Origin of the sequence: Gimesia maris, assembly GCF_008298035.1 — a bacterium.
GTDB classification, from domain to species: Bacteria; Planctomycetota; Planctomycetia; order Planctomycetales; family Planctomycetaceae; genus Gimesia; species Gimesia maris.
The window spans coordinates 649877-672755 of record NZ_CP042910.1; the positions used below are offsets into that span (position 1 = coordinate 649877).

The 22879-nt window shown below is 49.9% G+C and carries 18 protein-coding genes; 12 read left to right on the forward strand and 6 right to left on the reverse strand.

Features of this window, described 5'->3' with window-relative positions:
- Window positions 1–65 precede the first annotated feature (65 nt).
- The 8 genes from pnpS (at window position 66) to GmarT_RS02465 (ending at window position 8040) form a co-directional block, all read left to right on the forward strand.
- The gene (gene pnpS / locus GmarT_RS02430; protein WP_002649223.1) at window positions 66–1844 is read left to right on the forward strand and encodes a two-component system histidine kinase PnpS; all 1779 of its coding nucleotides are present in this window, start codon (window positions 66–68) and stop codon (window positions 1842–1844) included.
- A gap of 256 nt (window positions 1845–2100) precedes the next feature.
- Entirely contained in the window at window positions 2101–3102 is a 1002-nt protein-coding gene (locus GmarT_RS02435) for a PstS family phosphate ABC transporter substrate-binding protein (protein ID WP_002649222.1), read from the forward strand.
- Window positions 3102–4094, forward strand: a complete 993-nt coding sequence (pstC, locus tag GmarT_RS02440) for a phosphate ABC transporter permease subunit PstC (protein ID WP_002649221.1) — start codon at window positions 3102–3104, stop codon at window positions 4092–4094. The genes GmarT_RS02435 and pstC overlap by 1 nt, the downstream gene beginning before the upstream one ends.
- Window positions 4091–4969, forward strand: coding sequence for a phosphate ABC transporter permease PstA (gene pstA, locus GmarT_RS02445; protein ID WP_002649220.1), 879 nt, complete (start codon window positions 4091–4093; stop codon window positions 4967–4969). The genes pstC and pstA overlap by 4 nt, the downstream gene beginning before the upstream one ends.
- Before the next feature lie 98 nt (window positions 4970–5067).
- Entirely contained in the window at window positions 5068–5958 is an 891-nt protein-coding gene (pstB, locus tag GmarT_RS02450) for a phosphate ABC transporter ATP-binding protein PstB (RefSeq protein ID WP_002649219.1), read from the forward strand.
- Window positions 5959–5962: 4 nt separating this feature from the next.
- Window positions 5963–6634, forward strand: a complete 672-nt coding sequence (phoU, locus tag GmarT_RS02455; protein ID WP_002649218.1) for a phosphate signaling complex protein PhoU — start codon at window positions 5963–5965, stop codon at window positions 6632–6634.
- A 32-nt stretch (window positions 6635–6666) separates the two neighbouring features.
- Entirely contained in the window at window positions 6667–7380 is a 714-nt protein-coding gene (locus tag GmarT_RS02460; protein WP_044240245.1) for a response regulator, read from the forward strand.
- Between the two features lie 372 nt (window positions 7381–7752).
- A complete protein-coding gene (locus GmarT_RS02465; RefSeq protein ID WP_081459628.1) occupies window positions 7753–8040 on the forward strand; it encodes a (2Fe-2S)-binding protein in 288 nt (95 codons plus the stop codon).
- Between the two features lie 77 nt (window positions 8041–8117).
- Here the strand turns inward: GmarT_RS02465 and bfr are convergent, their stop codons facing one another.
- From bfr to GmarT_RS02480, 3 genes are all read right to left on the reverse strand, one after another.
- Window positions 8118–8588, reverse strand: a complete 471-nt coding sequence (gene bfr / locus GmarT_RS02470; protein WP_002649215.1) for a bacterioferritin — start codon at window positions 8586–8588, stop codon at window positions 8118–8120.
- Window positions 8589–8789: 201 nt separating this feature from the next.
- On the reverse strand, window positions 8790–9590 hold the full coding sequence (locus GmarT_RS02475) for a 3-keto-disaccharide hydrolase (protein ID WP_149302415.1): 801 nt from the start codon (window positions 9588–9590) through the stop codon (window positions 8790–8792).
- 290 nt (window positions 9591–9880) lie between these two features.
- Entirely contained in the window at window positions 9881–10114 is a 234-nt protein-coding gene (locus GmarT_RS02480) for a hypothetical protein (RefSeq protein ID WP_002649151.1), read from the reverse strand.
- Between the two features lie 640 nt (window positions 10115–10754).
- On the opposite strand from GmarT_RS02480, the gene GmarT_RS02485 reads away from it, so the two are divergent.
- On the forward strand, window positions 10755–10952 hold the full coding sequence (locus tag GmarT_RS02485) for a cold-shock protein (protein WP_002649150.1): 198 nt from the start codon (window positions 10755–10757) through the stop codon (window positions 10950–10952).
- A gap of 18 nt (window positions 10953–10970) precedes the next feature.
- On the opposite strand, the gene GmarT_RS02490 is transcribed toward GmarT_RS02485, so the two are convergent.
- A complete protein-coding gene (locus GmarT_RS02490) occupies window positions 10971–11843 on the reverse strand; it encodes a fumarylacetoacetate hydrolase family protein (RefSeq protein WP_002649149.1) in 873 nt (290 codons plus the stop codon).
- Between the two features lie 305 nt (window positions 11844–12148).
- Between GmarT_RS02490 and purM the strand changes: the two genes are divergently transcribed.
- Window positions 12149–13225 carry a phosphoribosylformylglycinamidine cyclo-ligase gene (gene purM, locus GmarT_RS02495; RefSeq protein WP_044240182.1) on the forward strand — a complete coding sequence of 359 codons (1077 nt, stop codon included), beginning with the start codon at window positions 12149–12151 and terminating at the stop codon, window positions 13223–13225.
- Window positions 13226–13235: 10 nt separating this feature from the next.
- Here purM and GmarT_RS02500 read toward each other — a convergent pair whose 3' ends face one another.
- Complete coding sequence (locus GmarT_RS02500) at window positions 13236–14453, reverse strand: acyltransferase family protein (protein ID WP_002649146.1); 1218 nt, start codon at window positions 14451–14453, stop codon at window positions 13236–13238.
- 265 nt (window positions 14454–14718) lie between these two features.
- Window positions 14719–15879 carry a XylR family transcriptional regulator gene (locus GmarT_RS02505; RefSeq protein WP_002649145.1) on the reverse strand — a complete coding sequence of 387 codons (1161 nt, stop codon included), beginning with the start codon at window positions 15877–15879 and terminating at the stop codon, window positions 14719–14721.
- A gap of 273 nt (window positions 15880–16152) precedes the next feature.
- Between GmarT_RS02505 and GmarT_RS02510 the strand changes: the two genes are divergently transcribed.
- Together GmarT_RS02510 and GmarT_RS02515 are read left to right on the forward strand one after the other, a co-directional pair.
- Window positions 16153–17268 (forward strand): Gfo/Idh/MocA family protein, encoded by a 1116-nt coding sequence (locus GmarT_RS02510; protein WP_002649143.1) that lies wholly within the window; start codon window positions 16153–16155, stop codon window positions 17266–17268.
- A gap of 81 nt (window positions 17269–17349) precedes the next feature.
- The gene (locus GmarT_RS02515) at window positions 17350–22578 is read left to right on the forward strand and encodes a PVC-type heme-binding CxxCH protein (protein ID WP_002649142.1); all 5229 of its coding nucleotides are present in this window, start codon (window positions 17350–17352) and stop codon (window positions 22576–22578) included.
- Window positions 22579–22879 lie beyond the last annotated feature (301 nt).

Here is a 22879-nt window from a genome sequence, read left to right on the forward strand (position 1 = left end):
ATGATTGAACATGATCGTTTACGCTTTCGTTCGATGCTCTGACAGTCATCAAGGTGGATGTTTCGATGTGGTCTTCGCGTCTATTCTGGAAGCTGTTCCTGGTGTATGCCGGTTTAAATATAGCGTCAGCGATTGTCTTTGTTCTGATCGTGTCTGGGCGGCAGCAGACCCAGGTGGAAGATCAGGTTGAGCAGCGACTGCATGATTCCGCGGTGATCATGCGCAACAGCCTCGAAGGTGTGTTCCAGGACGGCATTTCTGAATCATTACAGGAAAAAGTCAGAAAACTGGGAGCCGAGACCGGCACACGTTTGACGTTGATTGACAAGGACGGGATCGTGCTGGCAGATTCTGACCAGGATACTTTGGATCTGGTACGTGAGATGGAAAATCACAAGAACCGGGTGGAAGTCATTCAGGCGATTTCGACTGGTTTCGGGAGTTCAAAGCGCATCAGCCCCACCTTAAGCGAGCCTATGTTGTATTACGCCGTCCTGTATGAAAAAAATGGTGAGCCACGGGGTGTTGTGCGGGTTGCCATTACGATGGCGAAAATTCAGAAAGAGATTTCGTCGATCGAAAAGCTGATCTGGACCATCGCATTGCTGGTGAGTTTAACAGTCATGCTGCTGACTTACTGGGTTGTGGCGCGGATGATCCGTCCATTGACGATTCTGACTCATGCTGCAGAATCCATCGCGAATGGGGATTATGATCAGAAGCTCTATTTTCCGCAGCATGACGAGTTGGGAATCCTGGCGCAGTCTTTCAATCATATGAGTAAGGAGATGGCAGAGCGTGTACGTCAGTTACAGGCCAGTGGCGACCGTTTGAGTACTGTTCTGGAGGGGATGGTCGAGGGCGTGATTGCGATCAATGAACGGCAGCATGTCCTGTTTGCGAATGAATCTGCGGGCAGGCTGTTGTTTTTCTCACCAGAAGATGCGGAGGGTAAGGCGCTGTTTGAATCGGTGCGAAATCATCAGCTGCAGAAATCTGTAACGGAAGTGCTGAAGACACTCGAGCCTCAGCGAATGGAAGTGGAGCTGGAAAGTACCAGCGACCGCATTCTGGGAGTCACGACGACTCCGTTGCCGGGAACGCCCTGTCCGGGGCTGGTGATCGTGCTGTTTGATATGACGGAATTACGCCGCCTGGAGTCGCTCCGTCAGGAATTCGTTGCCAATGTATCGCATGAATTGAAAACGCCACTCAGTTCTATCAAAGCGTACACGGAAACACTCATTCGGGGTGCGATGGATGATCCCGAAATCAATAAGACTTTTTTGCTGCGTATTGAAGAGCAGGCTGACCGGCTGCATCAGCTCATTCTGGATCTGATCAGTCTGGCCAGTATTGAATCCGGAAACCAGGTATTTGATATTATCAATATAGAGCTGAGGCCGTTTGTGGAGTCTTGCCTGGTGGATCAGCAGAAAGTGGCCGAGTCAAAACAGATCGAACTGTTAATCGAAGAAAGTGAGCCCGGGATCAAAGTGAAGGCCGACGAAGAAGGTTTGCATCAGATCCTGGGGAACCTGATTAACAATGCGATTAAATACACGCCCGACCAGGGACGCATCACCATTCGCTGGCAACGCGAAGAGGGAAATATGGTGTTGCTGCAGGTGCAGGACACCGGAATCGGGATTGCGGAAAAGTATCAGGCCCGCCTCTTTGAGCGATTTTTCCGTGTTGATAAAGCCCGTTCGCGTGAACTGGGGGGGACCGGTCTGGGGCTCTCCATCGTGAAACATCTGGTTCAGTCTTTTAATGGAACCATCGGCGTCACCAGCAAGGTTGGGGAAGGCAGCACGTTTTCGGTGCGGCTGCCTCGGGGATAGTCTTCACAATGTGAAACGCCGTAAATGTATTATCCCATAAGGGTTAAGGTGAATACACCAGGCATTCTGATGTTCTGGAAAGATTAAGTACTTCACGGTTTCTTAATACAACCTTAACAAATTGCGGTTATGGTAACACGCGTCTGAGAGAGACCGTTCACGTCGTTGCTCTTCTTGTCCGAAGTGACTGGCGTGGAGTTTTAAACAAATATCAAACATGTTTACCAGTATATCGCAATTGGGAGAGACAGACGAAATGATCACAACGAACATCGGGAAAGTATTGGCTGTGTTGAGTCTGGCCATTGGAATTTCCCTGATTGGTGTTGGATGCTCAGGAGGCGGCAACAACAGTGCTGAATCAGGTGCTCAATCAAATGGTTCTGAACCAGAATCTTCAGAAGCAGGGAACCTGGCTGGAGACGTCAAGATTGACGGGTCGAGTACCGTTTACCCGGTGAGTGAAGCTGTGGCAGAGGAGTTTCGTGCGGTTCAACCCAAGGTCCGCGTGACCGTAGGCTTTTCCGGAACCGGCGGAGGCATGAAGAAGTTTATCGCCGGTGAAGTGGATATCTGCGATGCCTCTCGTGCGATGAAGGAAAAAGAAGCAAACGCGTGCAAAGAACAGGGAATTGAATTCATCGAGCTGTCCGTCTCGTTTGATGGTCTGGCAGTGATTGTGAACCCTAAAAATACCTGGTGTGACTGTTTGACTGTGGGGCAGCTGAAAGAACTGTGGCGACCTGAAAGCGGTGTGAAGCAGTGGAAGGACCTTGATCCTAAATGGCCAGCAGAAGATATCAAGCTGTACGGTCCGGGAACAGACTCGGGAACGTTTGATTATTTCACAGAAGCGATTGTGGGAGAATCAAAAGCGAGTCGGGCAGATTACACAGCCAGTGAAGACGATAATGTGCTGGTTACAGGGGTTTCCGAAGACAAGAACTCTCTGGGATACTTCGGTTTTGCTTATTATGAAGAGAACAAAGAAAAGTTGAAACTGTTAGGAGTAGATGGCGGAAAAGGTTGTAAGAAGCCTTCCCTGGAAACGGTTCGCGATAATTCTTATGCACCGTTATCCCGCCCCCTGTTCATCTACGTGCGGAAATCTTCTCTGGAGCGACCTGAAGTTGTTGCCTTTGTGAAATTCTATCTGGAAAACGCGGCTGCCCTGTCTAAAGACGTGGGTTATGTACCAGTTTCCGATGAAGTTCAGGAAGCGAACATGAAAGCTTTTAATGGAGCTATATCCAAGTAATGGAAGATCGTTCAAATCCGGAACAATCGACTAAGCTCGAAAGTGGTGAGGCAGCTGTACTTCAGCTGTCTCGCCCTTCGTCTTTAGAAAAAGCAGGCGGGCTGTGGTGTAGTCTGCGTCCTGTTTATGAGGGTTGTATCCACTTTGTACTATTTATCTGTGCCAGTATCTCTATTCTGGTAACAGTGGGAATTGTGGTAGTGCTGCTCTATGAGTCAGTGCAGTTCTTTTACGATGTTCCCATTCTTGAGTTCTTAACTGGTACCCAGTGGTCACCGTTATTGAAGCCTCAGCACTTTGGTATTTTACCCCTTTTGTGTGGCACGATGCTGGTTGCCGGAGGGTCGGCAGTAGTCGCAGTGCCCATCGGCCTGGGGACTGCCATTTATCTGAGCGAATACGCATCTCCCCGTTTTCGCGATATCGTGAAACCGATGCTGGAAATTCTGGCGGGGATACCTTCAGTCGTTTTCGGATATCTGGCGGTTGTGTTTGTGTCGCCTATTATTCGTGAAATCTTTCCCAGTGCCGGCGTCTTTAATGCTGCCAGTGCCTGTATCGTAGTCGGGATTATGATCCTGCCGATGATTATTTCCCTGAGTGAAGACATTCTACAGTCGGTCCCGCTTTCTTTGAGGGCAGCCGCTTTTGCCTTGGGGGCTAATAAATTTGAGGTGACAGTACGCGTGATTGTGCCTGCTGCTTTATCGGGAATTATTGCCAGTTTCCTGTTGGCAATCTCACGTGCGATTGGAGAGACGATGGCCGTGACTCTGGCAGCCGGTGCCACTCCCAAGCTGACCTTGAATCCGCTCGAAAGTATCCAGACGATGACCGCCTATATTGTGCAGGTGAGTCAGGGGGATACACCCACAGGCACCGTAGAATATCGAACAATTTTTGCAGTAGGCCTGGCCTTGTTTATTACCACGATGATCATGAATGTGATTGCTCAATATATTCTCTCTCGAGTAGGGGAGCGTTACGAATGAGCACAAAGCTGGATATTTATACGACAAAGCGACGCGGACGTATTAAAAATATGCTGTTTACCTCAGCCTGTTTCCTGGCGACCATCACCTGTGTGTTGATGCTGATGGTGTTGATCTGGAATATTATTTTGCAGGGAAAAGACTGGCTGAGCTGGGGATTTATTGATCATCTGCCTTCCCGTTTTCCGCATAAAGCGGGAATTAAATCTGCCTTGTGGGGCAGTATCTGGTTGATCAGTCTGACAGCGATGTTCTCTGTTCCACTGGGAGTCGGAGCCGCAGTCTATCTGGAGGAATATGCACCACGAAGTCGCTGGCGTAAATTGATCCAGTTAAATATTGCCAACCTGGCTGGAGTACCTTCGATCGTGTACGGCATTTTGGGACTGGGCCTGTTTGTGAGGGCATTGTCTCTGGAGCGGAGTGTGCTCTCCGGTGCACTGACACTGACGCTGGTGGTATTACCAATCATTATTCTCGCTTCACAAGAAGCACTCAGGGCTGTTCCCGATTCGATAAGGCGGTCGGCTTATGCTCTGGGGGCAACCCGCTGGCAGACCGTCTGGTATCAGGTTTTGCCAGCATCCCTGCCTGGAATCATGACAGGTGTGATTTTATCTCTGTCACGTGCCTTGGGCGAGGCTGCACCTTTAATTGCAGTGGGAGCAATGGCTTACGTGCCTTTTGTTCCCGAGAAGTTAACTGATGAATTTACCGCATTGCCAATTCAGATTTTCAACTGGACTTCCCGACCCCAGGAAGATTTTCATCATCTGGCTGCTGCAGGGATCCTGGTTCTGCTGGTGGTTCTGGTCAGCATGAATGCGATTGCCATATTTGTACGTCATAAATACGGGAAAAAGATTCGCTGGTAATATGGATGGATTTTGTACTACCTCAAAAACAGAGAAAAACATCGACACAGTTTTGATCAAAATTATCTATAATTGGTCTCAGCAAGGATTTTCAATCCATGGCTTCAACACCTTCGGTTAAAAATAATATGCAACCATCCGACAAGACGACTTCCGATCAATCTAAAGGCCCGATCGTTCGTCCTTCGATTCCAGAGGGAAAGAGCATGCGGACGGCCGACGAATTAGCCCAGGCCACTGAAAAAATCAGTGTGAGTGATTTGTCGTTTTATTATTCGGAGAATCGTGCATTAACAGATATCTCGCTTTCCATACCAGAACGCTGTGTAACTGCCTTTATTGGACCTTCGGGTTGTGGCAAGTCAACATTTTTGCGATGTCTTAATCGAATGAACGACATGATTGAAGGCACGCGGGTAGAAGGAGAGATTCTGTTGGAGGGGCAGGATATTTATTCGTCTCGAACAGATATCGTCACATTGCGCAAACGGATTGGAATGGTATTCCAGAAGTCCACACCCTTTCCTAAATCCATTTTTGATAATGTCTCTTTTGGTCCTAAGATCGCCGGCATTCGCAAGAAAAAAGATTTATTCGAGATTGTAGAACGTTCACTGCAGCGCTCTGCTCTCTGGGATGAAGTCAAGGATCGTTTGACTGATTCAGCCCTCAATCTTTCAGGGGGGCAGCAGCAGCGGCTGTGTATTGCACGGGCACTGGCGAATGATCCGGATATTCTGCTGATGGATGAGCCGGCTTCTGCACTGGACCCCGCATCCACTGCACGGATTGAAGATTTAATCTTCGAGTTGAAAGAGCAGTATACGATCGTGATTGTGACACATAATATGCAGCAGGCCGCGCGTGTTTCTGACCAGGCTGCGTTTTTCTATCAGGGGTTGCTGATAGAATCGGGGGCGACTGAAGAGTTATTTACGAATCCCAAGAAACAACAGACCGAAGACTATATTACAGGCAGATTTGGATAAGCCGATGACAAAGCACTTACAGCGCGATATGGAGTCACTTGAAAGGGAGATCATCACACAATCTTCGCTGGTTGAAGAAATGATCTCCAAGGCCAGTCGTGCGCTCTATGAAGTTCATGTTGATCTGGCGAATGAAGTCATAGAGAAAGAACGCGCGATCAACGAGAGTGAAGTGAAAATCGAAGAAGAATGTCTGAAAATTCTGGCATTGCATCAACCGGTCGCCGTGGATTTACGTGAGACGGCAACCGTGTTGAAAATCAATAATGATCTGGAGCGAATTGCCGATCTGGCAGTGAATATCGCAGAACGGACCATTGGGCTGTCGCACTATCCCAACTTTCGCATCCCGGCTTCTCTGGAACCGATGACGAAAGTCACCGTATCCATGCTGCGTGATGCCATAGATGCCTTTATTGATTTTGATTCAGAAAAAGCACGCAGTGTCTGTAAGCGTGATGACATTGTTGACGGTTACAACCGGGAGATCATCAATGAAATTTATCAGTTGATGCAGACAGATCCCAATCTGATTAAGCCGGCATTACATTTCTTTTCCTCAGCTCGCCATATCGAACGTATTGCCGACCATACAACTAATATTGCTGAAGATGTGATTTATCTGACCGAGGGCGAAATTGTCCGCCATCGTCATAAAGAAACATTTTCTACCTGATTCTATCTCATTAAGATGGTATAAAAAAAGATATGTCAAAGAAACGCATTCTTGTGATTGAAGATGATCGTTCTCTCTCTGAAGTTCTCGCATATAATTTGCGACAGGAGAAATACGATGCCGTGGTTGCCCTGGATGGAATGGATGGCTTGCGTCAGGCGCAACTGAAAACACCGGACCTGATCATTCTGGACCTGATGCTTCCCCAGATGGATGGGCTGGAAGTCTGTCGCCGGCTCCGCTCGGATCCGGTCACCAGTAATGTTCTGATACTGATGCTGACAGCCAAGTCGGAAGAAACCGACCAGGTGGTAGGTTTCACATTAGGGGCCGATGATTACGTCACCAAACCATTCAGCGTCAAGATTCTACTGGAGCGGATCAAAGCATTGCTCAGACGTCGTGAAAGTAACGGCGAAGCATCAGATACGATTGTCAGTCAAGGAGTGATGATCGACCGCAGGCGTCATCGCGTCATGATTGATGATGTCCCGATCTCGTTGACTCGGAGTGAATTTGAACTGCTGGAAGCACTTGTTCGTCAACCGGGTCGGGTTTTCTCTCGTGCAGAGCTGATTGATGCCGCCCTGGGAGACGATGCCCTGGTTCTGGAGCGAACGATCGATGTGCATATCCGGGCCTTACGTCAGAAGCTGGAAAAGCATTCCGAACTGATTGAGACAGTCCGTGGAGTTGGTTATCGTTTCCGCGACCCTGATACAGCCTTCAAAAAACAGACTACATAAAACGTTCAAGCGAATCTTGAATAAACAGGCCTGCTGTAAGTAAATAGCAGGTCTGTTTTTGTACCTGAAGTATGAAGCAGGATGATTTTCACGGATGAGTAGCTCTGTGGGTATACATGAGAATACTTTTCAGGAGGTGTCTCTCCCATAACACAAAAAACTTATTTGAGAGTAGTTGACAGTTCTCAAAAGTCCGATATACTATTCTTAGTTGAGACTGAGTCTCATACTCTACTTGCAGTGAGGCCAACCAGAAAACGGGGTTTAAAGACCGTTCCTACCTGATCGAATCCCGTAATCACCATGCAACCAGCTTTCAATTAAAAAGCATCAGTCACAACGGATGCGACTGATGCCAGGGTATAACGCGAAATGTCTACCGTTACCGAGAGCCAGTTTGAACGATCCACGGCAATCCCCGTTCCTGAGATTGCTCCCCGTCGAAAATTTCTCTGCCACTGTCTGAAAGTGACGCCAGAAGAAGTCCAGCAGTGCATTACTGTCAGCAATGCTGAGACAGTGCATGAAGTGACCCGAGGCTGTGGTGCTGGGAAAGGTTGCACGGCCTGCCATTGTCGGATTAAAGACCTGCTGGCAGGTTCCTGCGATGAGTGTGGCCAGTCCAAGCGGCGTTGCCTGTGTGCGGCGCAGCCAGCTTAGTCTGCTCTTTACCACCAAAGCCCCTTTTCGGGGCTTTTTCTGTTTGTTAACAGTCCGTAAACCGCCGGTTTGCTCTGTTATTCGTGGATCTGTCCTGCCAGGTAGTTCTGGATTCCAACCTGTTTGATCAGTTCCATCTGCGATTCGCACCAGTCGATGCTTTCTTCAGATTCAACGACCATCTGATCCATCAATTCGCGGCTGCCAGCATCTTTTTCTTCGTGACACAGTTCAATTGCCGAGTTATAGGTAGACACGCCTTTCATCTCCAGTTCGAGGCTGTTCTGGATCTGTTCCTCTACCGTTTTGCCTACACGAATGACATCGTATCGGGCAATTTCAGGCACTCCTTCCAAGTACAGGATCCGGTCGATGACCTGGTCAGCGTGTTTCATTTCTTCAATGGATTCATCATAAAAGTGCTTGGCCAACTTAGCAAAACCCCAGTCTTTACACATCTTCGATGAGATAAAATACAGGTTGATGGCTGTCAACTCGATTGTGAGTCCCTCGTTCAGTGCGTCGATTATTTTCTGACTACCCTTCATTGGTCTTGTCTTTCTCTTTTTGTTTTCTGGAAATGCTGCCTTCAACCTGGAGACACGCCGCTTGTAGTATTCGTGAATTGGGGGATATGTTCCAGACTGAAACTGTCTAAAATCCGCTATTTTCCAGTATTGAAACGAGATCTCTCTCGTCACGGCTCTGCAGCAGAAAAATTTGAAACAGATTCTCAATTTAGATCTGTTTTATGGTTCCAGCTTGAGAAGTTCGACTTTGCGGAATTCAATCGGATGGCTTTCCGACTGCAGCGATATGGTACCTTTTTCAAGCATGAGGGGGGCACCCTGCTGAATCAGTTTTTTAGCATCGCCATCCTCAGGGTCCAACTGAGGCTTCGTGTAGGACAGCACTGTTTTTCCATCAATCATGTGTTTGATGATTTTGTTTCCTTGGACTTCGACTTCCACGGTGACCCATTGATCTCCGTGATAGGTTTTGGAATTCGAGTTGACACAGTGTGGTTTAAACAGCTTGTCATCCATGACAACGTGCGTGCCCGGCGTACACAGATTGGCGGTTGTGCGGGTCCCTGTCCCTTTGCCACCGAGTAACTGCACTTCAATGGAGACAGGAAATTTCTGGTCTTTCGACATGCTTTCCGGTGTCTGGCCGTGAACCATGATTCCACTGTTGCGCAAGGCCCAGCCTGGTCCCCCTGTGGACTGCTCCCCGGTGAATCGATATTCGACACGGATGACGTAATGGGAAAAAGGAGTTTTGTAGAACAGGTGTCCGAATTTTTCTGCAAATTCACCGTACTGATCATAGCCCACTTTCAGTAATCCATCTTCAACGCGGAATGTATTGCCAAAGTTCTCATTCACATCGTAGCCTCGGATTTTTACCGTCCAGTCATCCAGGTCTTTTCCATTGAAGAGTGGGATCCATTTTTTTTCCGCAGGGGTATCGTCTGCAGATGCAAGCGGACCAATACAGAGGGATAAAAACAGGCACAGGCAGAACGTCAGGGATGAGGCAGATTTCACGAAACAGTTCCTTGATCACGGCGCGGGTAATACAGGCAGGACAACAGACGGTTCGTTGACCATGAGTCTTGAGTTGTCAGGCAGGATGAATATACGGGTTCATCCGGTCGACCATTGATCGATTATAAACTGCGCAACAGCAAATGACACGTTTTTGCGATCGAACTTTGCAGATTTCAACGAGTCTCAGTAAAGCATGTCAGATAATGAACTCCATACACAAAAAACGCCCGTTATAAATAACGGGCGTTTAAATTCAGTAGTGTACCAGAGAACTGGTTTCGGCGGGCTTAGCTGCCGGATTCTTCTGTTTTAGGTGCAGCGGGCTCTTCGCCACCTTCTGGCACTTCAGCGCCGGCACCGCCTGTTGTGGAACCAGCTTCAGCGGGAGCTTCTGCAGCGGGAGCTTCTTCTGTTGCAGGGGCAGGAGCATCTGCTGCAGGTTTACCGCATCCAACGGCCCATGCTGAAATACTGATAGTTGCCAGCACGACGAACAGTCGGCTCAGTTTTGTGAAAGACATTATTGTCCCTTCCGAATAGTTGTTGTAGAAAATGAGTCACTTGGTCTCTGTCTATCAAAGACATTGTCTAAAAGCATTAAAAAATGAGATACGGCAGATTTCAAGCGACATTCATCTTTTAAACTCATATTTCAGTTTGAAATCACTGAAAGGCAACTGTTTTTTCAGTTCAGTTGACTCTTCCCGGCGAATAGAAAATCGGAACTGAAGGGGTGAACCGGATTAACAGATAACGGTAGTCCTTGAGAATCAGGCTGGTTGGGATGCCAAAAACTGGGAAAAAGGTCAAGATGAAATCCGGGTAAACCCTCATTTTCAGTCAGAAACTTAAAGAATCGGTTTTTTAGAATTCTCAAAATTTTTATAAGAAACTTTGATATAACAGTTTGCTAATTCGTTCAGGGTTTGTCACACTTATCTCAGGTTGATAAACGCTGAAATGGTTTTTTATCTTATTCGCATAAGTGTCCAATTCACCGGCAACCTGATTTTGTCATTATTTTGCGTTATAATACGCTGTGCGTATTTTTTCAGTGTGTCACTATTTATGAGCGAATTTGCTAAAAGTGGTGATCAGTTACAGAGTGACAATAAACTCCGTTTTATTGTCGAGAGACTTTTAAGTTAGAGGATGGGCTTTATGGCCACTGGAACAATCAAAAAAATTACTGAAAAAGGGTTTGGCTTCATTAACGATGGCCAACAGGACATCTTTTTTCATCTCTCATCACTGGATGGTGTCACATTCGATCAACTGGTTGAAGGCCAAACTGTAGAGTTTGAAACCGAAAAGAGTGATCGAGGCCTGCGTGCAGTTCGAGTTACTACTTCCGAGTAGAATCTAGACAAAAACATTTCAATCCCACGCTTCTACGGTATTGTGTAACATCCCGAGCCCCTGTATCTCGATGCAGGCCTGGTCTCCAGGCTGAAGATATACGGGGGGTTTACGGGCCATACCAACTCCGGGAGGTGTACCGGTAAAGATGATATCGCCGGGTTCGAGTGTCAGTATCTGAGACACGAACGCGATTACCTCTTCTATGGTAAAGATAAACTTATCGGTATTGGAATTCTGCAAAACCTCTCCATTAAGTGTCAATTTGATGGAGAGGCTGTTTGCATTTTTGATCTCATCTGCCGTTACCAGATAAGGGCCAGTCGGAGCAAATGTGTCCGCTGTTTTTCCCAGCAGCCACTGTCCGCCCGGACGTCCAATCTGCCAGTCGCGCGCCGAGACATCGTGGCCGTTCATATAGCCGGCAACGTAGTCTGATGCGTTTGCCTGGGTCACGTTACGACATGTTTTACCGATCACTGCCACGAGTTCGGCTTCATAGTCAACTTCGCGGGCCACAGAGGGAATCCGTATTGGCTGTCCTGAGCCTGTCACGGAACTGCTGAACTTGCTGAAACAGACTGGTTCATCAGGGAAGGGCATGCCTGTTTCTTCTGCATGGTCACGGTAATTCAACCCGATACAGAGCACTTTTCCCGGTGAGGGAATCGGTGCCAGCAGTGTACCTGTTATCTGGCGGTCTGCCTGTTGAGCCTGCTCTGCGGCTGCCTTTGCGCGCTCCAGACCTCCTTCCACTGCCAGAATCCCTTTCAGCGATCGTGGCAGGTTCTCGTCGAAGGCTGACAGATCAAAAAATGTCAGTTTGTTGTCCTGGTCAATCACAGAGGCAACTTGAATGCCATTTTCAGTCTGGATCGTCGCTAACTTCATGCTAGTTATCTCCTTGGATTGTATTTCTGGGACTTCAGGAAGCAGGTTGCAGGTCGTTTCAGATTTGCTGAAATCTTATGTCGCTGCTTCAGGTGGGGGTAGTGAACGCCAGGATCATAGCTTTCTGTTTCATCGAGATACAGGTCTGTTACTGCTTTTCCTGCCGTGGGTTTCAAATAACTGATACGTAAGATTTTCTTCTCGGCGGCGGAATGTTATGCTGTCAGCTGTGAGTTTTCGCTGGTTGACAGCAGGAACTCAGATACAAAAACTCTGTTTCAGCTCTTATTTATTCGGATGTGATCATGACAAAAGCGACCTATAAAGATGCCGGTGTTGACCTGGATCTCTATCAGAAAGCAATGTCTTCCATTCATCCTCTGCTGGGTAAAACCCACCTGGCGCAAAAAGCACGTGTGATGGATCTGCCAGGCGGTTTTGCCGGCCTCTTCCGTTTGAATAATCCTGAACCTGGACCCGCGGGACGAAAATATGAAGACCCGGTACTGGTTTCCGGGACGGATGGAGTCGGGACAAAAATCAAAGTGGCCATCGAGGCTGAAACTTATAATACGATCGGTATTGACCTGGTCGCCATGTGTGTCAACGACTGTCTCTGCCTGGGGGCGGAGCCCTTGTTCTTTCTCGATTACATCGCCTTAGGCAAGGATGACCCCGAACGACTGGTCGAACTCATGGAAGGGGTCAGCAAAGGTTGTGTCCTCTCGAAGTCTGCGTTGCTGGGCGGGGAAACAGCAATTATGCCTGACCTGTACGGCGATGGTGACTTTGATATGGCAGGGTTCTCTGTCGGTGTCGTCGAACGCAATCAGGTTCTGGACGGACACGCGATTCAGGCGGGAGATGTTGTATTGGGGCTCGAATCGAGTGGCTTTCACTCCAACGGTTACAGCCTGATCCGCAAAGTGGTCTTTGAAATGGCAGGGCTGGGGATTAACGATCCGATTGAAGAACTGAATCAGCGAACCGTGGCCAGTATCCTGCTGGAACCAACCCGAATTTATGCTTCTGCCATCAATTCCGTTGTACGCAGCTATCCTGGTCAGATTGTGATCAGCGGAATGGCACACATCACAGGGGGAGGTTTGGTAGAAAACATAGAACGGATTCTACCCGCCAATCGCCGAATAGAAATCAAGAGGTCAGCCTGGGAAGTTCCACCTGCATTCAACTGGCTGCAGTCACTCGGAAATATTGACGAAGAGGAAATGTTCCGCGTCTTCAATATGGGAATTGGGATGGTCGCCATCGTCAGGGCAGATCAGGCGAAAGCGGTTCGTGAAAAACTGCACGCCAGCCAGTGTCCCACACATATACTGGGTAAAGTCACTCAAGGCGACAAGCAGGTCACGCTGATCTGAAGCTTCAATATTAAAGTCGCAGGTGGATTTTGTTCTTTTCCAGATGCCGCACGATCAACCAGGTGATCCAGAAAAAGAGCACGAAACTACCCCAGGCATACCAGGCGGCGGCATCTTTCGTCGTAAATGGTTTGACGGCTTCTCCGACCAGATCATGCAGGATATAAGCTACCAGCGCATTGGTACCGAGTGTGTGGAACAGCGGTATCTGCAGATTGCCCCGGTCACACGCCAGGTGGAACAGCAGGTAGACTAACAGGGAAAGTCCGGCCGTGAAGACCAGGTAGGAAAGCGTTCCCGCCCGCTGACTCATCATCCAGTAATTCCATTGCCGCTGATCCTGTCCCGGCGGTTTGACAAACGGTGGCTCCGCCAGATACGACGAAAATGGTTCTCCCTGTTTGGATTTCCATTGTGATTCGTCCGGGATGACCGGATGGGCGGCCAGTTTCTCCGTCGCGGGGCGTTCTGAAACCGGGACATCATAAAATCGTGTCCCACAGGAAAGAGCCCAGCCCAGCAGCATCAGAGCAAAAGACCAGAAGAGAATCGGCTTCACGCGGGGCAATCCCTCCGCTTCCACCACCCAGTCACAGGCCAGCGTTCCGATAATCGCGGGAATTGTCCAGGTTAAAAAGCCCAGCGGACCGCCATCAATGCCGTTCGGGGGAGAATTCACCCAGATGAAATAGAAGTAATAGGACAGAATTATATGGGCCGCTGCGGAGAAGATCATAAAGCCAATCCGCACGGAAGACCGCGCACGAATGACAGGGGTAATCCATAGAGACGTCAACGCGATGTGCATCAGCGTCTGGAACCAGTTGCGTTTGAGCGGATCGGCGATGGCCCCCCAGATCCCCAGTGACTGTAGTTCCTCCCAGGTTTTTGTGACGGGAGAAACGCGGTAGATAATCAGCGAAACCAGCACCAGTCCCAGCAGCCGTCTCACGACACGCGCGTAAGCAGAAACAGCGCCTGCAGTCTGAACCCGCCTGCCAAACGTCAGTCGAAACGCAAATCCAACCGCGAACAGAAAGTGGGGCATGATCGTATCCGCGTAACTGCAGTACGTATTGTGATGTTTGAGTACCACCGGGCAGACCACAAAAAATCCCATGTAGTTGACCAGAAACATCCCCGCTACAGTGTATCCCCGAAACTGATCCAGAGAGACAATGCGTTTGTTGAATTTCTCTGCCGTCGTAGAACTCGTGTTGTCTGTCATGCTGTTCCGTCTATTTCAAAGAGCTTCAGGAAAAAGCAACGGGAATTGATGTTAGACTCTACTAGATCGTATCGCATTTAACCATAGCGTCTCTCAATCTATTATACTCGTTCCAAATGGCTCCGGAGACGCTATAGTAAAACTGGACACAGTCTATACGATCTGACAGACAAATTAAAATAGGGTGCCTAAATTTTGAGTGAAGTAGCAGGGGATGTTCTCAGACTATGACTGAAAAAATAGTAAGCGGATCCAACTCCGACTTTCAGCGAGTCCGTTTCTGTCCGCGGCGGAACTGGCCCGGGGTCGTTCCGGTCTGCTTTTTGAAGGCGACGTTCAGGTATTCAGCATGACGGAATCCAGTCCGCTCTGCAATTTCTATTAATGAGAGTTCGGTTTCTTCCAGCAACTGTTTCACGCGATCCAGGCGGATGCGCATGATCTCTTCATGAGGAGAGCGTCCGATGATTTTCTGGAAGCGGCTTTCCAGGACCCGCCGTGACAGGGGAATCGATTTCAACACGTCCTGCACATTGATGCCATCGCAGGCCTGCTGGCGAATGAAACGCACCGCATCAGAAATCAGTTTGTCGTCAATCGCCTGGATATCCGTAGATTGACGCGTCGCGATGCCCAGGGGCTTGATCAGTTGTGCTTCCGATGAAACCGCTTCGCCCGCAATCATACGATCCAGCAGGGCAGCGGCTTCGTAGCCGGTCAGCCGGGTATTGGGGATTACACTGGAGAGCGGTGGCTCGGAAAGATTGCAGAGGATTTCATCATTATCGACGCCGATGATGGCGACTTCTTCGGGGACGGAAACATTGATCGTGCGGCAGACGTCGAGCAGTTGCTGGGCTTTAATATCGTAGCAGGCCATCACTCCCACAGGTTTGGGAAGTGCACAAATCCAGTCTGCCAGTCGTTTCTGTTCGGCTTCCCAGGGAGGGGCCTGTTTTCTGCCCCTCGTCTGAGGATACGTGTGACAGTGTAAACGCGCTGTCTGAATGCATTCCTGGAAATGCGATTCCCGCCAGCGGGACCAGTTAAATCGATGATCGCCACAAAATGCAAAATGTTGAAAGCCGCGATCAATCAGATGCTGGGCCGCCAGTGAAGCGATCGCGTGATCATCAGTCTCCACCCAGGGGAGTGAAGGTGCCAGACGGGCGGCGCTCACATCTACGGCTGGGACTCCCGAATTCACAACCGCTTCCGCGATCTTTGTGTTCTCAATCCGGGCGATAATGCCGTCGCCATGCCAGTTATTCAACCAACTGACCGGAACATTGCCTCTACCATGTTCGGGCAGATAAATCGACCAGGAATGGTGCTCATGAATATAAGACATGATGCCGCGCAACAGCCCCCGGGCATAGGAGTTAGATGATTCAATCAACAGGGCAATCGAAGGGCGCGATTTCATGAATTCAGGAACTTGCGTTGTGAGTAAAGGATATTTCTGAAGAACGTAATATTCTTAAGGAAAGCCGATATGCTGAAAAACGGGAACGAAAAACAGTCCCTGAAAATGCTGAGTAAGACTGAATTCGATGCGGTAAAATATCTCAATTTATTCTGCGCAAGTTTACATGGTAACTGGTCGGTCCTGATTTACAATAAAGAACATGGGTACGACTCCGATGTGACGAAGGTTCCGTTCGGACAGAAGCATCTCCTGCAGTGTTGAAGGATTACCATGAGTGAGAAACAGATTAATGTTGCCATTGTCGGTCTCGGTTTTGGAGCCGAGTTCATTCCCATCTATCAGGCACATCCACATGCCAGCATGTACGCGATCTGCCAGCGATCGGAAGAGCATCTGAATCATATTGGCGATACCTTCGGGATCGAGAAACGGTATACATCGTATGACGAACTGCTGGCAGATCCGAACGTGGATGCCGTCCATATTAATACGCCGATTCCCGATCACGCACCACAGTCGATCAAAGCATTGAAAGCGGGTAAGCATGTCGCCTGCACCGTCCCGATGGCAACGACGGTGGCCGAGTGCGAAGAGATCGTCAAGACAGTCAAAGAGACCGGCCTGAAATATATGATGATGGAAACCGTGGTTTACAGCCGCGAGTTTTTATTTATTAAGGAGATGTACGACAAAGGGGAGCTGGGAAAAATTCAATACATGCAGGCCAGTCACCCGCAGGACATGGAAGGCTGGCCTGAATACTGGGAGCGAATGATTCCCATGCATTACGCGACGCATGTCGTCAGTCCGGTATTAGGCATGGTCAATGGTCGCGCTGAATATATCAGCTGCTTCGGTTCCGGCACGGTGAATGATGAAATCGCCGAGAAATCAGGGAACCGATTCGCCGTTGAGACCTGTCACATCAAGATTAAAGATTCCGACATTGCCGCCCACATCTGGCGATTCCTGTTTGATACCGCCAGGCAGTATCGTGAATCGGTTGACGTTTATGGGACGAAGAAATCATTCGAGTGGCCGTTAATCGAAGGGGAAAATCCGGTCCTGCATACAGCGAAGAGGCCCGAACCGGAAATCCCGAAACGTGTGGAAGTTCCCGACTACGCGCACCTGCTGCCACCTGAAATCCAGAAATTTACCCGCGCGATTCACGATGCCGGGCATCTTTCGTTTCTGCAGGGGGCCGGGCATGGCGGTTCGCATCCGCATCTGGTGAATGCGTTTTTGAACTCGCTGGTCGAAGGCTCTGATCCCTGGCCGAACGCACCGCTGTCTGCCAACTGGACCTGTGTTGGAATTCTGGCGCATGAGTCGGCAGTCGCGGGTGGCGAACTCAAGCCACTACCTGCTTTCACGCTGGAATAGAAGATGTTCTGAATCCTGCAATTAACTGAAACGCTTCACGAATCCATTTTTATCTGATTTATCTTTCCGAGGGGAATCGTTATGGCTCGTTACTCCCTGTTTCTGCTGTCACTACTCTTGTCTGCAGCGCCGCTCTCTGCCGCCGAAGAGTTCATTGTCCATCAGTTTGAACGCAAGCAACTGGGAGACAAATTCTACGCAGAAGGAGCCACATTCGCCGATCTCAATCAGGATGGAAAAACGGATGTCATCTCGGGGCCATACTGGTACGAGGGGCCTGAATTTCAGAAACGGCATGAATTCTATCCGGTCAAGGAATGGAGTATCAACGGTTATTCCGATAACTTTTTCGCCTTCACTCATGATATCAACAAAGACAAATGGCCCGACATTGTGATTATCGGTTTTCCGGGGAAAGAAGCATTCTGGTACGCGAATCCGCAGAACAAAGAGAGGCACTGGAAAAAGCATCTGGCACATCCCAACGTCGATAATGAATCGCCCACCTATACCGACTTGACCGGGGATGGGGAACCAGAGCTGGTCTTTCATACCGGAGGCCAACTCGGGTACGCCGGCCCGGGGAAAGATCCGACTGCGCCCTGGCAGTTTCATGCGATTTCTCCCAATCTCAAATACGGTCGATTCACACACGGACTGGGGGTCGGTGATGTTAACGGCGACGGCCGCGCAGATATTCTTGAGAAAAATGGCTGGTGGGAACAACCGGCGGAAATCAGTAAGCCCGGTTTCTGGACGCGACATCCTTTCAAGTTTACTAACGCTGGCGGCGCCCAGATGTATGCTTACGATGTCGACGGCGATGGCGATCAGGATGTCATCACCAGTAAAGCAGCCCACACCTACGGCCTGGCTTGGTTCGAGAATGTGAAGGACGGCGACGACATCACATTCATCGAACATCGCATCATGGGCAGCAAACCGGAAGAGAACAAATATGGGGTGGTGTTTTCCCAGCTACACGCCGTCGATCTAATCGATATGGACGGCGACGGAATTAAAGACATTGTCACCGGTAAACGATTCTGGGCCCACCAGGGGCACGACCCGGGAGCGAAAGAACCTCCCGTGAATTACTGGTTCAAAACGGTACGCTCTCAATCGGGCGTTGATTTCCTCCCATTCCAGATCAATGATAAATCAGGAGTCGGAACACAGGTTGTTGCCGGCGATCTCAATGGCGACAAGCTGCCTGATCTGGTGATCGGCAATAAATCCGGCGCATACGTCCTGCTTCACAAAGTACAAAAAGTAAATGAAGCCACCTGGAAGAAAGCACAGCCAAAAAAGTTTGTTCCTGAGAAAGTCTCCGTAAAAAATGAGCTCAAGCCGGGAGAGTTTTACGCCACGAATTCAGAAGGAAAACGGCTGAACGTCGACTTCGAACTGGGAAATCTGAATGACTGGATTGCAGACGGCAAAGCTTTTCAGTCACAGCCAGCCAAAGACGATATGGTACACCCCCGTCGTACCGACATGCGCAGCAACCATCAGGGACAGTTCTGGGTCGGCACCTTCGAGTTCCTGCAAGACAAGCCTGTCGGAACATTGACTTCAGCGACGATTCAAGTCGATCATCCTTATGCCAGCTTCTATGTCGGTGGCGGGAAACATGATTCCACGCGAGTCGAAATCGTAGATCATGCCAGCGGCAAAGTGATTGCCAAAGCCAGTGGTCGTAACAACGAAGCCATGCATCAGACGCTGGTCGATCTTTCCAGGTACCAGGGTAAGGAGATCTTCATTCGCCTGGTCGATCAGCATCGGGGTGGCTGGGGACACATAAACTTCGACCATTTTCGGTTCCACGATCAGAAACCCGCGTCCTTAAAAGTGTCCAACAGCGATGCTCGCCCAAAAGATCATACTCAGAAATACGATGGTCTGCCGGGCTCCAAGGCGGCTGAGGTGATGACCGTTCCGGAAGGATTTTCGGTTTCTCTTGTTGCTGCCGAACCCGATGTCCAGCAGCCGATCGCCATGACGATTGACGATCGCGGACGACTCTGGGTCGCTGAATCGTATGCTTATCCCAGCAAACAACCGGCAGGGCAGGGCAAAGACCGGATCCTGATTTTCGAAGACAAAGATGCCGATGGCAAATTCGAGACTCGAAAAATCTTTCAGGATAAACTGAATCTGGTCAGTGGACTGGAAGTCGGCTTTGGTGGCGTCTGGGTGGGACAGGCTCCGTATCTGCTCTTTATTCCTGATAAGAATGGCGATGATAAACCCGATGCCGAACCGCAGATCCTGCTGGATGGCTGGCATTACGAAGACACGCACGAGACGCTGAACTCATTCATCTGGGGCCCCGATGGCTGGCTCTATGGGTGTCATGGCGTGTTTACTCATTCCCGAGTCGGGAAGCCCGGCACCCCCGATGATCAGCGCCAGCCCATCAACGCCGGAATCTGGCGGTATCATCCTACCCGCCACGAATTCGAAGTCTTCGCCCATGGCACCAGTAATCCCTGGGGCGTGGACTTTAACGATCAGGGGCAGTGCTTCCTGACCTGCTGTGTGATCCCTCATCTGTTTCATATCGTTCAGAACGCCCGCTATCGCAGACAGGCGGGACAGCATTTCAATCCTTATACCTACGATGATATCAAGACCATCGCGAAACACAGACACTGGACCGGCGGTCAATGGAATCAGTCGGACCGGGTAGCTTCTGATCTGGTGGGAGGTGGCCACGCCCATGCCGGCGCGATGATTTACCTGGGGGGAAGCTGGCCTGAAAAGTATCGCAATCAGTTGTTCATGAATAACATTCACGGTGCCCGTTTGAATCAGGATCAGCTGGCGCGTAAAGGTTCGGGCTACGAAGGGGATTTCGCTCCCGATTTCCTGTTCGCCAACGATCGTTCCTCACAGATTCTCTATCTGCGATACGGACCGGACGGGCAGGTTTATTTTATCGACTGGTACGATACGAATCAGTGTCATAATCGCGAGTTTCAGAAACATGATCGTTCGAACGGTCGTATCTTTCGAGTCGCTTATAATAATGCGAAACCGGTTCAAGTGGATCTGCAGAAGCTGACCAGTGCCGAACTCGTCAAGCTGCAGTTACATGATAACGACTGGTACGTCCGCCAGTCTCGGCGCATTCTGCAGGAACGGGCACCCGATCCGGAAGTCCATGCCCAGCTGGCTGAAATGGCTTTCAAGCATGACGATGTCACTCGACGTTTGCGGGCATTGTGGGCCCTGCATGTGACCGGCGGTCTGTCAGAAGCCAAAGTTATGCAGGCATTAAAAGACCCCAGTGAATTCATGCGGGGCTGGGCAATCCAACTGGCGCTGGAAACAGAAACCCCGACTGAGGCGTTGCTCGCGAAAATGGCTGAACTCGCTCAGAGTGATCCTTCTCCCGTGGTGCGGTTGTATCTGGGATCCGCCGTCAATCGGTTGCCTCTGGATCAGCGCTGGGACATCCTGTCTGGCCTGGTCAGTCATAAAGCAGATCAGAACGATCACAATCTGCCTTTGTTGTACTGGTATGCGATCGAGCCGTTAGCACCTCATAATATGCAGCGGGCGTTTCAACTGGCGGATGCTTCCAAAATTCCTTTGATCGAATCCTATACCCTGCGTCGGATCGCCGATATCGGAACAGCCGAGGCCGTCGCTTTCCTGGTGGAACAATTGGGACAGTCGACAACAGCAGCGCGGCAGAAGGTCTTCCTCGATTCCATCAACAGTGCGTTGCGCGGTCGTCGTCAGTTCCCGATGCCAGAACCCTGGAAATCCGTGGGTAAAAAGCTGATCGCCAGCAAAGACCCGGTTGTGAAATCAGAATCTCTGGCGCTGGCGGTGACCTTTGGTGATCCAGCGGCGATGCAGCAGTTGCGGGAAATCGTAGCCAGTCGGAAGAACGATCTCTCGGGCCGCAAGTCGGCACTGGCATCGTTATTGGGGGCAAAAGATCCGGAGCTGCAGCCAATTCTGATTCCACTGCTCGACGAGCCGGGCATGCGACGGGAAGCCTTACGCGGGCTGGCGGGATACTCTGCTGCCGAGACTGCGTCTGAGATTCTCAAACGCTATCCGCAGTTCGATCTGAATGAAAAACGGGATGCCCTCAATACGCTCGCCAGTCGACGCGAGTATGCACATCAGCTGGTGGCGGCTGTCGAAGCGAAAGAGATCGCTGCTAAAGATCTCTCCGCGGAAATCATTCGTCAGCTGGGGAATCTCAAGGATCAAAGTCTGAATGAAAAAATCGGCAAAGTCTGGGGCATCGTGCGCGAGTCGGCTGCGGATAAGAAAAAACAGATCGCCAGCTTCAGGGATATGATTGAACGTCCTCATCCCACCCCCGATCTGAATCTGGGAAGAGCCGTCTTTGCGAAGACCTGTCAGCAGTGTCACAAACTGTTTGGTACAGGGGAATCGATCGGACCCGAGCTAACTGGTTCCAATCGGGCAAACCTCGATTATCTGCTTTCCAACGTGATTGATCCGAGTGCCGTGATGGCGAAGGACTATCAACCCGTTGTCATCGTCACCGAGTCGGGACGAATTGTGACAGGCATCATCAAACAGCAGGATAAGAACGCGGTCACCGTCGCAACTGCGAATGAGACAGTCATCATCCCCCGCGATGAAATTGATGAGATGAGCCTGAGCGATAAATCAATGATGCCGGACAATCTCTGGAAGCAGTTGAGCCGTCTGGAAGTCCGTTCGCTGGTCGCGTATCTGGCTGGTTCACAACAGGTTCCCATGAAAGCGACTCCCGATAATCTGAAGCTGTTTTTCAACGGTCAGGACCTGGCTGGCTGGACCGGAAACAGTCAACTCTGGTCGGTCGAAAACGGCGAGATCGTCGGACGTTCGCCGGGAATCAAACAGAATGAATTCCTGGTCAGCGATCTGCAGGTAAGTGATTTTGAACTGAAACTCAAAGTCAAACTGACTCCCGATATCGGCAACAGCGGCATTCAGTTTCGCAGCAGCCTGGAACCAGGCAGCCATGTCAAAGGGTACCAGGCCGACGCGGGCAAAGGCTGGTGGGGGAAGCTTTATGAAGAACATGGCCGTGGTCTCCTGTTTAAAGAATCGGGTGAAGCCTATGTTCGTAAAGGGGAATGGAACGAGTACCGCATCGTCGCCGTTGGTTCACAGATTCGTACCTTCATCAACGGAAATCTCTGTACTAATCTCAACGATCCCCAGGGAGCCAAAACAGGCATCATCGCCTTCCAGATTCATTCTGGCGGACCCATGGAGGTTCGCTTCAAAGATCTGGAATTAAATCTGGGCCCCAAAGCGGACTGATCGCACCACGGTCAAACTGGTTTTCACCGTGAAAGCCAGTTTGACCGTCTGTCAGCTCCTTTCGCATCGACGTCAGTCGCCTGTCGGAAAAAACTGAATAAACTCCCCTTGACGCCTGCGCGCCGACGACGATAAACGCTAAAATGAGTCGCGCGCGTGACCAGTTTGCAGTGCACTGAAACATACGCCACTTGTTCTTGATCGTCACTATAAAACAGCCTGTTTTTTCCAGATAATCAGTTCTCAGATCAGCACCCGTTCCTGATGTATGCCTGCGGGTCGCCACACATCGCAGCCCTTC

What these genes read in the sequence shown, in the direction of transcription:
- GmarT_RS02515 (WP_002649142.1), top strand. Translation starts at nt 17,350, where the DNA reads ATGGCTCGTTACTCCCTGTTTCTGCTGTCACTACTCTTGTCTGCAGCG.
- GmarT_RS02480 (WP_002649151.1), bottom strand. Translation starts at nt 10,114, where the DNA reads ATGTCTTTCACAAAACTGAGCCGACTGTTCGTCGTGCTGGCAACTATC.
- bfr (WP_002649215.1), bottom strand. Translation starts at nt 8,588, where the DNA reads ATGAAGGGTAGTCAGAAAATAATCGACGCACTGAACGAGGGACTCACA.
- pstA (WP_002649220.1), top strand. Translation starts at nt 4,091, where the DNA reads ATGAGCACAAAGCTGGATATTTATACGACAAAGCGACGCGGACGTATT.
- GmarT_RS02465 (WP_081459628.1), top strand. Translation starts at nt 7,753, where the DNA reads ATGTCTACCGTTACCGAGAGCCAGTTTGAACGATCCACGGCAATCCCC.
- pstB (WP_002649219.1), top strand. Translation starts at nt 5,068, where the DNA reads ATGGCTTCAACACCTTCGGTTAAAAATAATATGCAACCATCCGACAAG.
- phoU (WP_002649218.1), top strand. Translation starts at nt 5,963, where the DNA reads ATGACAAAGCACTTACAGCGCGATATGGAGTCACTTGAAAGGGAGATC.
- pstC (WP_002649221.1), top strand. Translation starts at nt 3,102, where the DNA reads ATGGAAGATCGTTCAAATCCGGAACAATCGACTAAGCTCGAAAGTGGT.
- GmarT_RS02485 (WP_002649150.1), top strand. Translation starts at nt 10,755, where the DNA reads ATGGCCACTGGAACAATCAAAAAAATTACTGAAAAAGGGTTTGGCTTC.
- GmarT_RS02435 (WP_002649222.1), top strand. Translation starts at nt 2,101, where the DNA reads ATGATCACAACGAACATCGGGAAAGTATTGGCTGTGTTGAGTCTGGCC.
- pnpS (WP_002649223.1), top strand. Translation starts at nt 66, where the DNA reads ATGTGGTCTTCGCGTCTATTCTGGAAGCTGTTCCTGGTGTATGCCGGT.
- purM (WP_044240182.1), top strand. Translation starts at nt 12,149, where the DNA reads ATGACAAAAGCGACCTATAAAGATGCCGGTGTTGACCTGGATCTCTAT.
- GmarT_RS02500 (WP_002649146.1), bottom strand. Translation starts at nt 14,453, where the DNA reads ATGACAGACAACACGAGTTCTACGACGGCAGAGAAATTCAACAAACGC.
- GmarT_RS02460 (WP_044240245.1), top strand. Translation starts at nt 6,667, where the DNA reads ATGTCAAAGAAACGCATTCTTGTGATTGAAGATGATCGTTCTCTCTCT.
- GmarT_RS02505 (WP_002649145.1), bottom strand. Translation starts at nt 15,879, where the DNA reads ATGAAATCGCGCCCTTCGATTGCCCTGTTGATTGAATCATCTAACTCC.
- GmarT_RS02490 (WP_002649149.1), bottom strand. Translation starts at nt 11,843, where the DNA reads ATGAAGTTAGCGACGATCCAGACTGAAAATGGCATTCAAGTTGCCTCT.
- GmarT_RS02510 (WP_002649143.1), top strand. Translation starts at nt 16,153, where the DNA reads ATGAGTGAGAAACAGATTAATGTTGCCATTGTCGGTCTCGGTTTTGGA.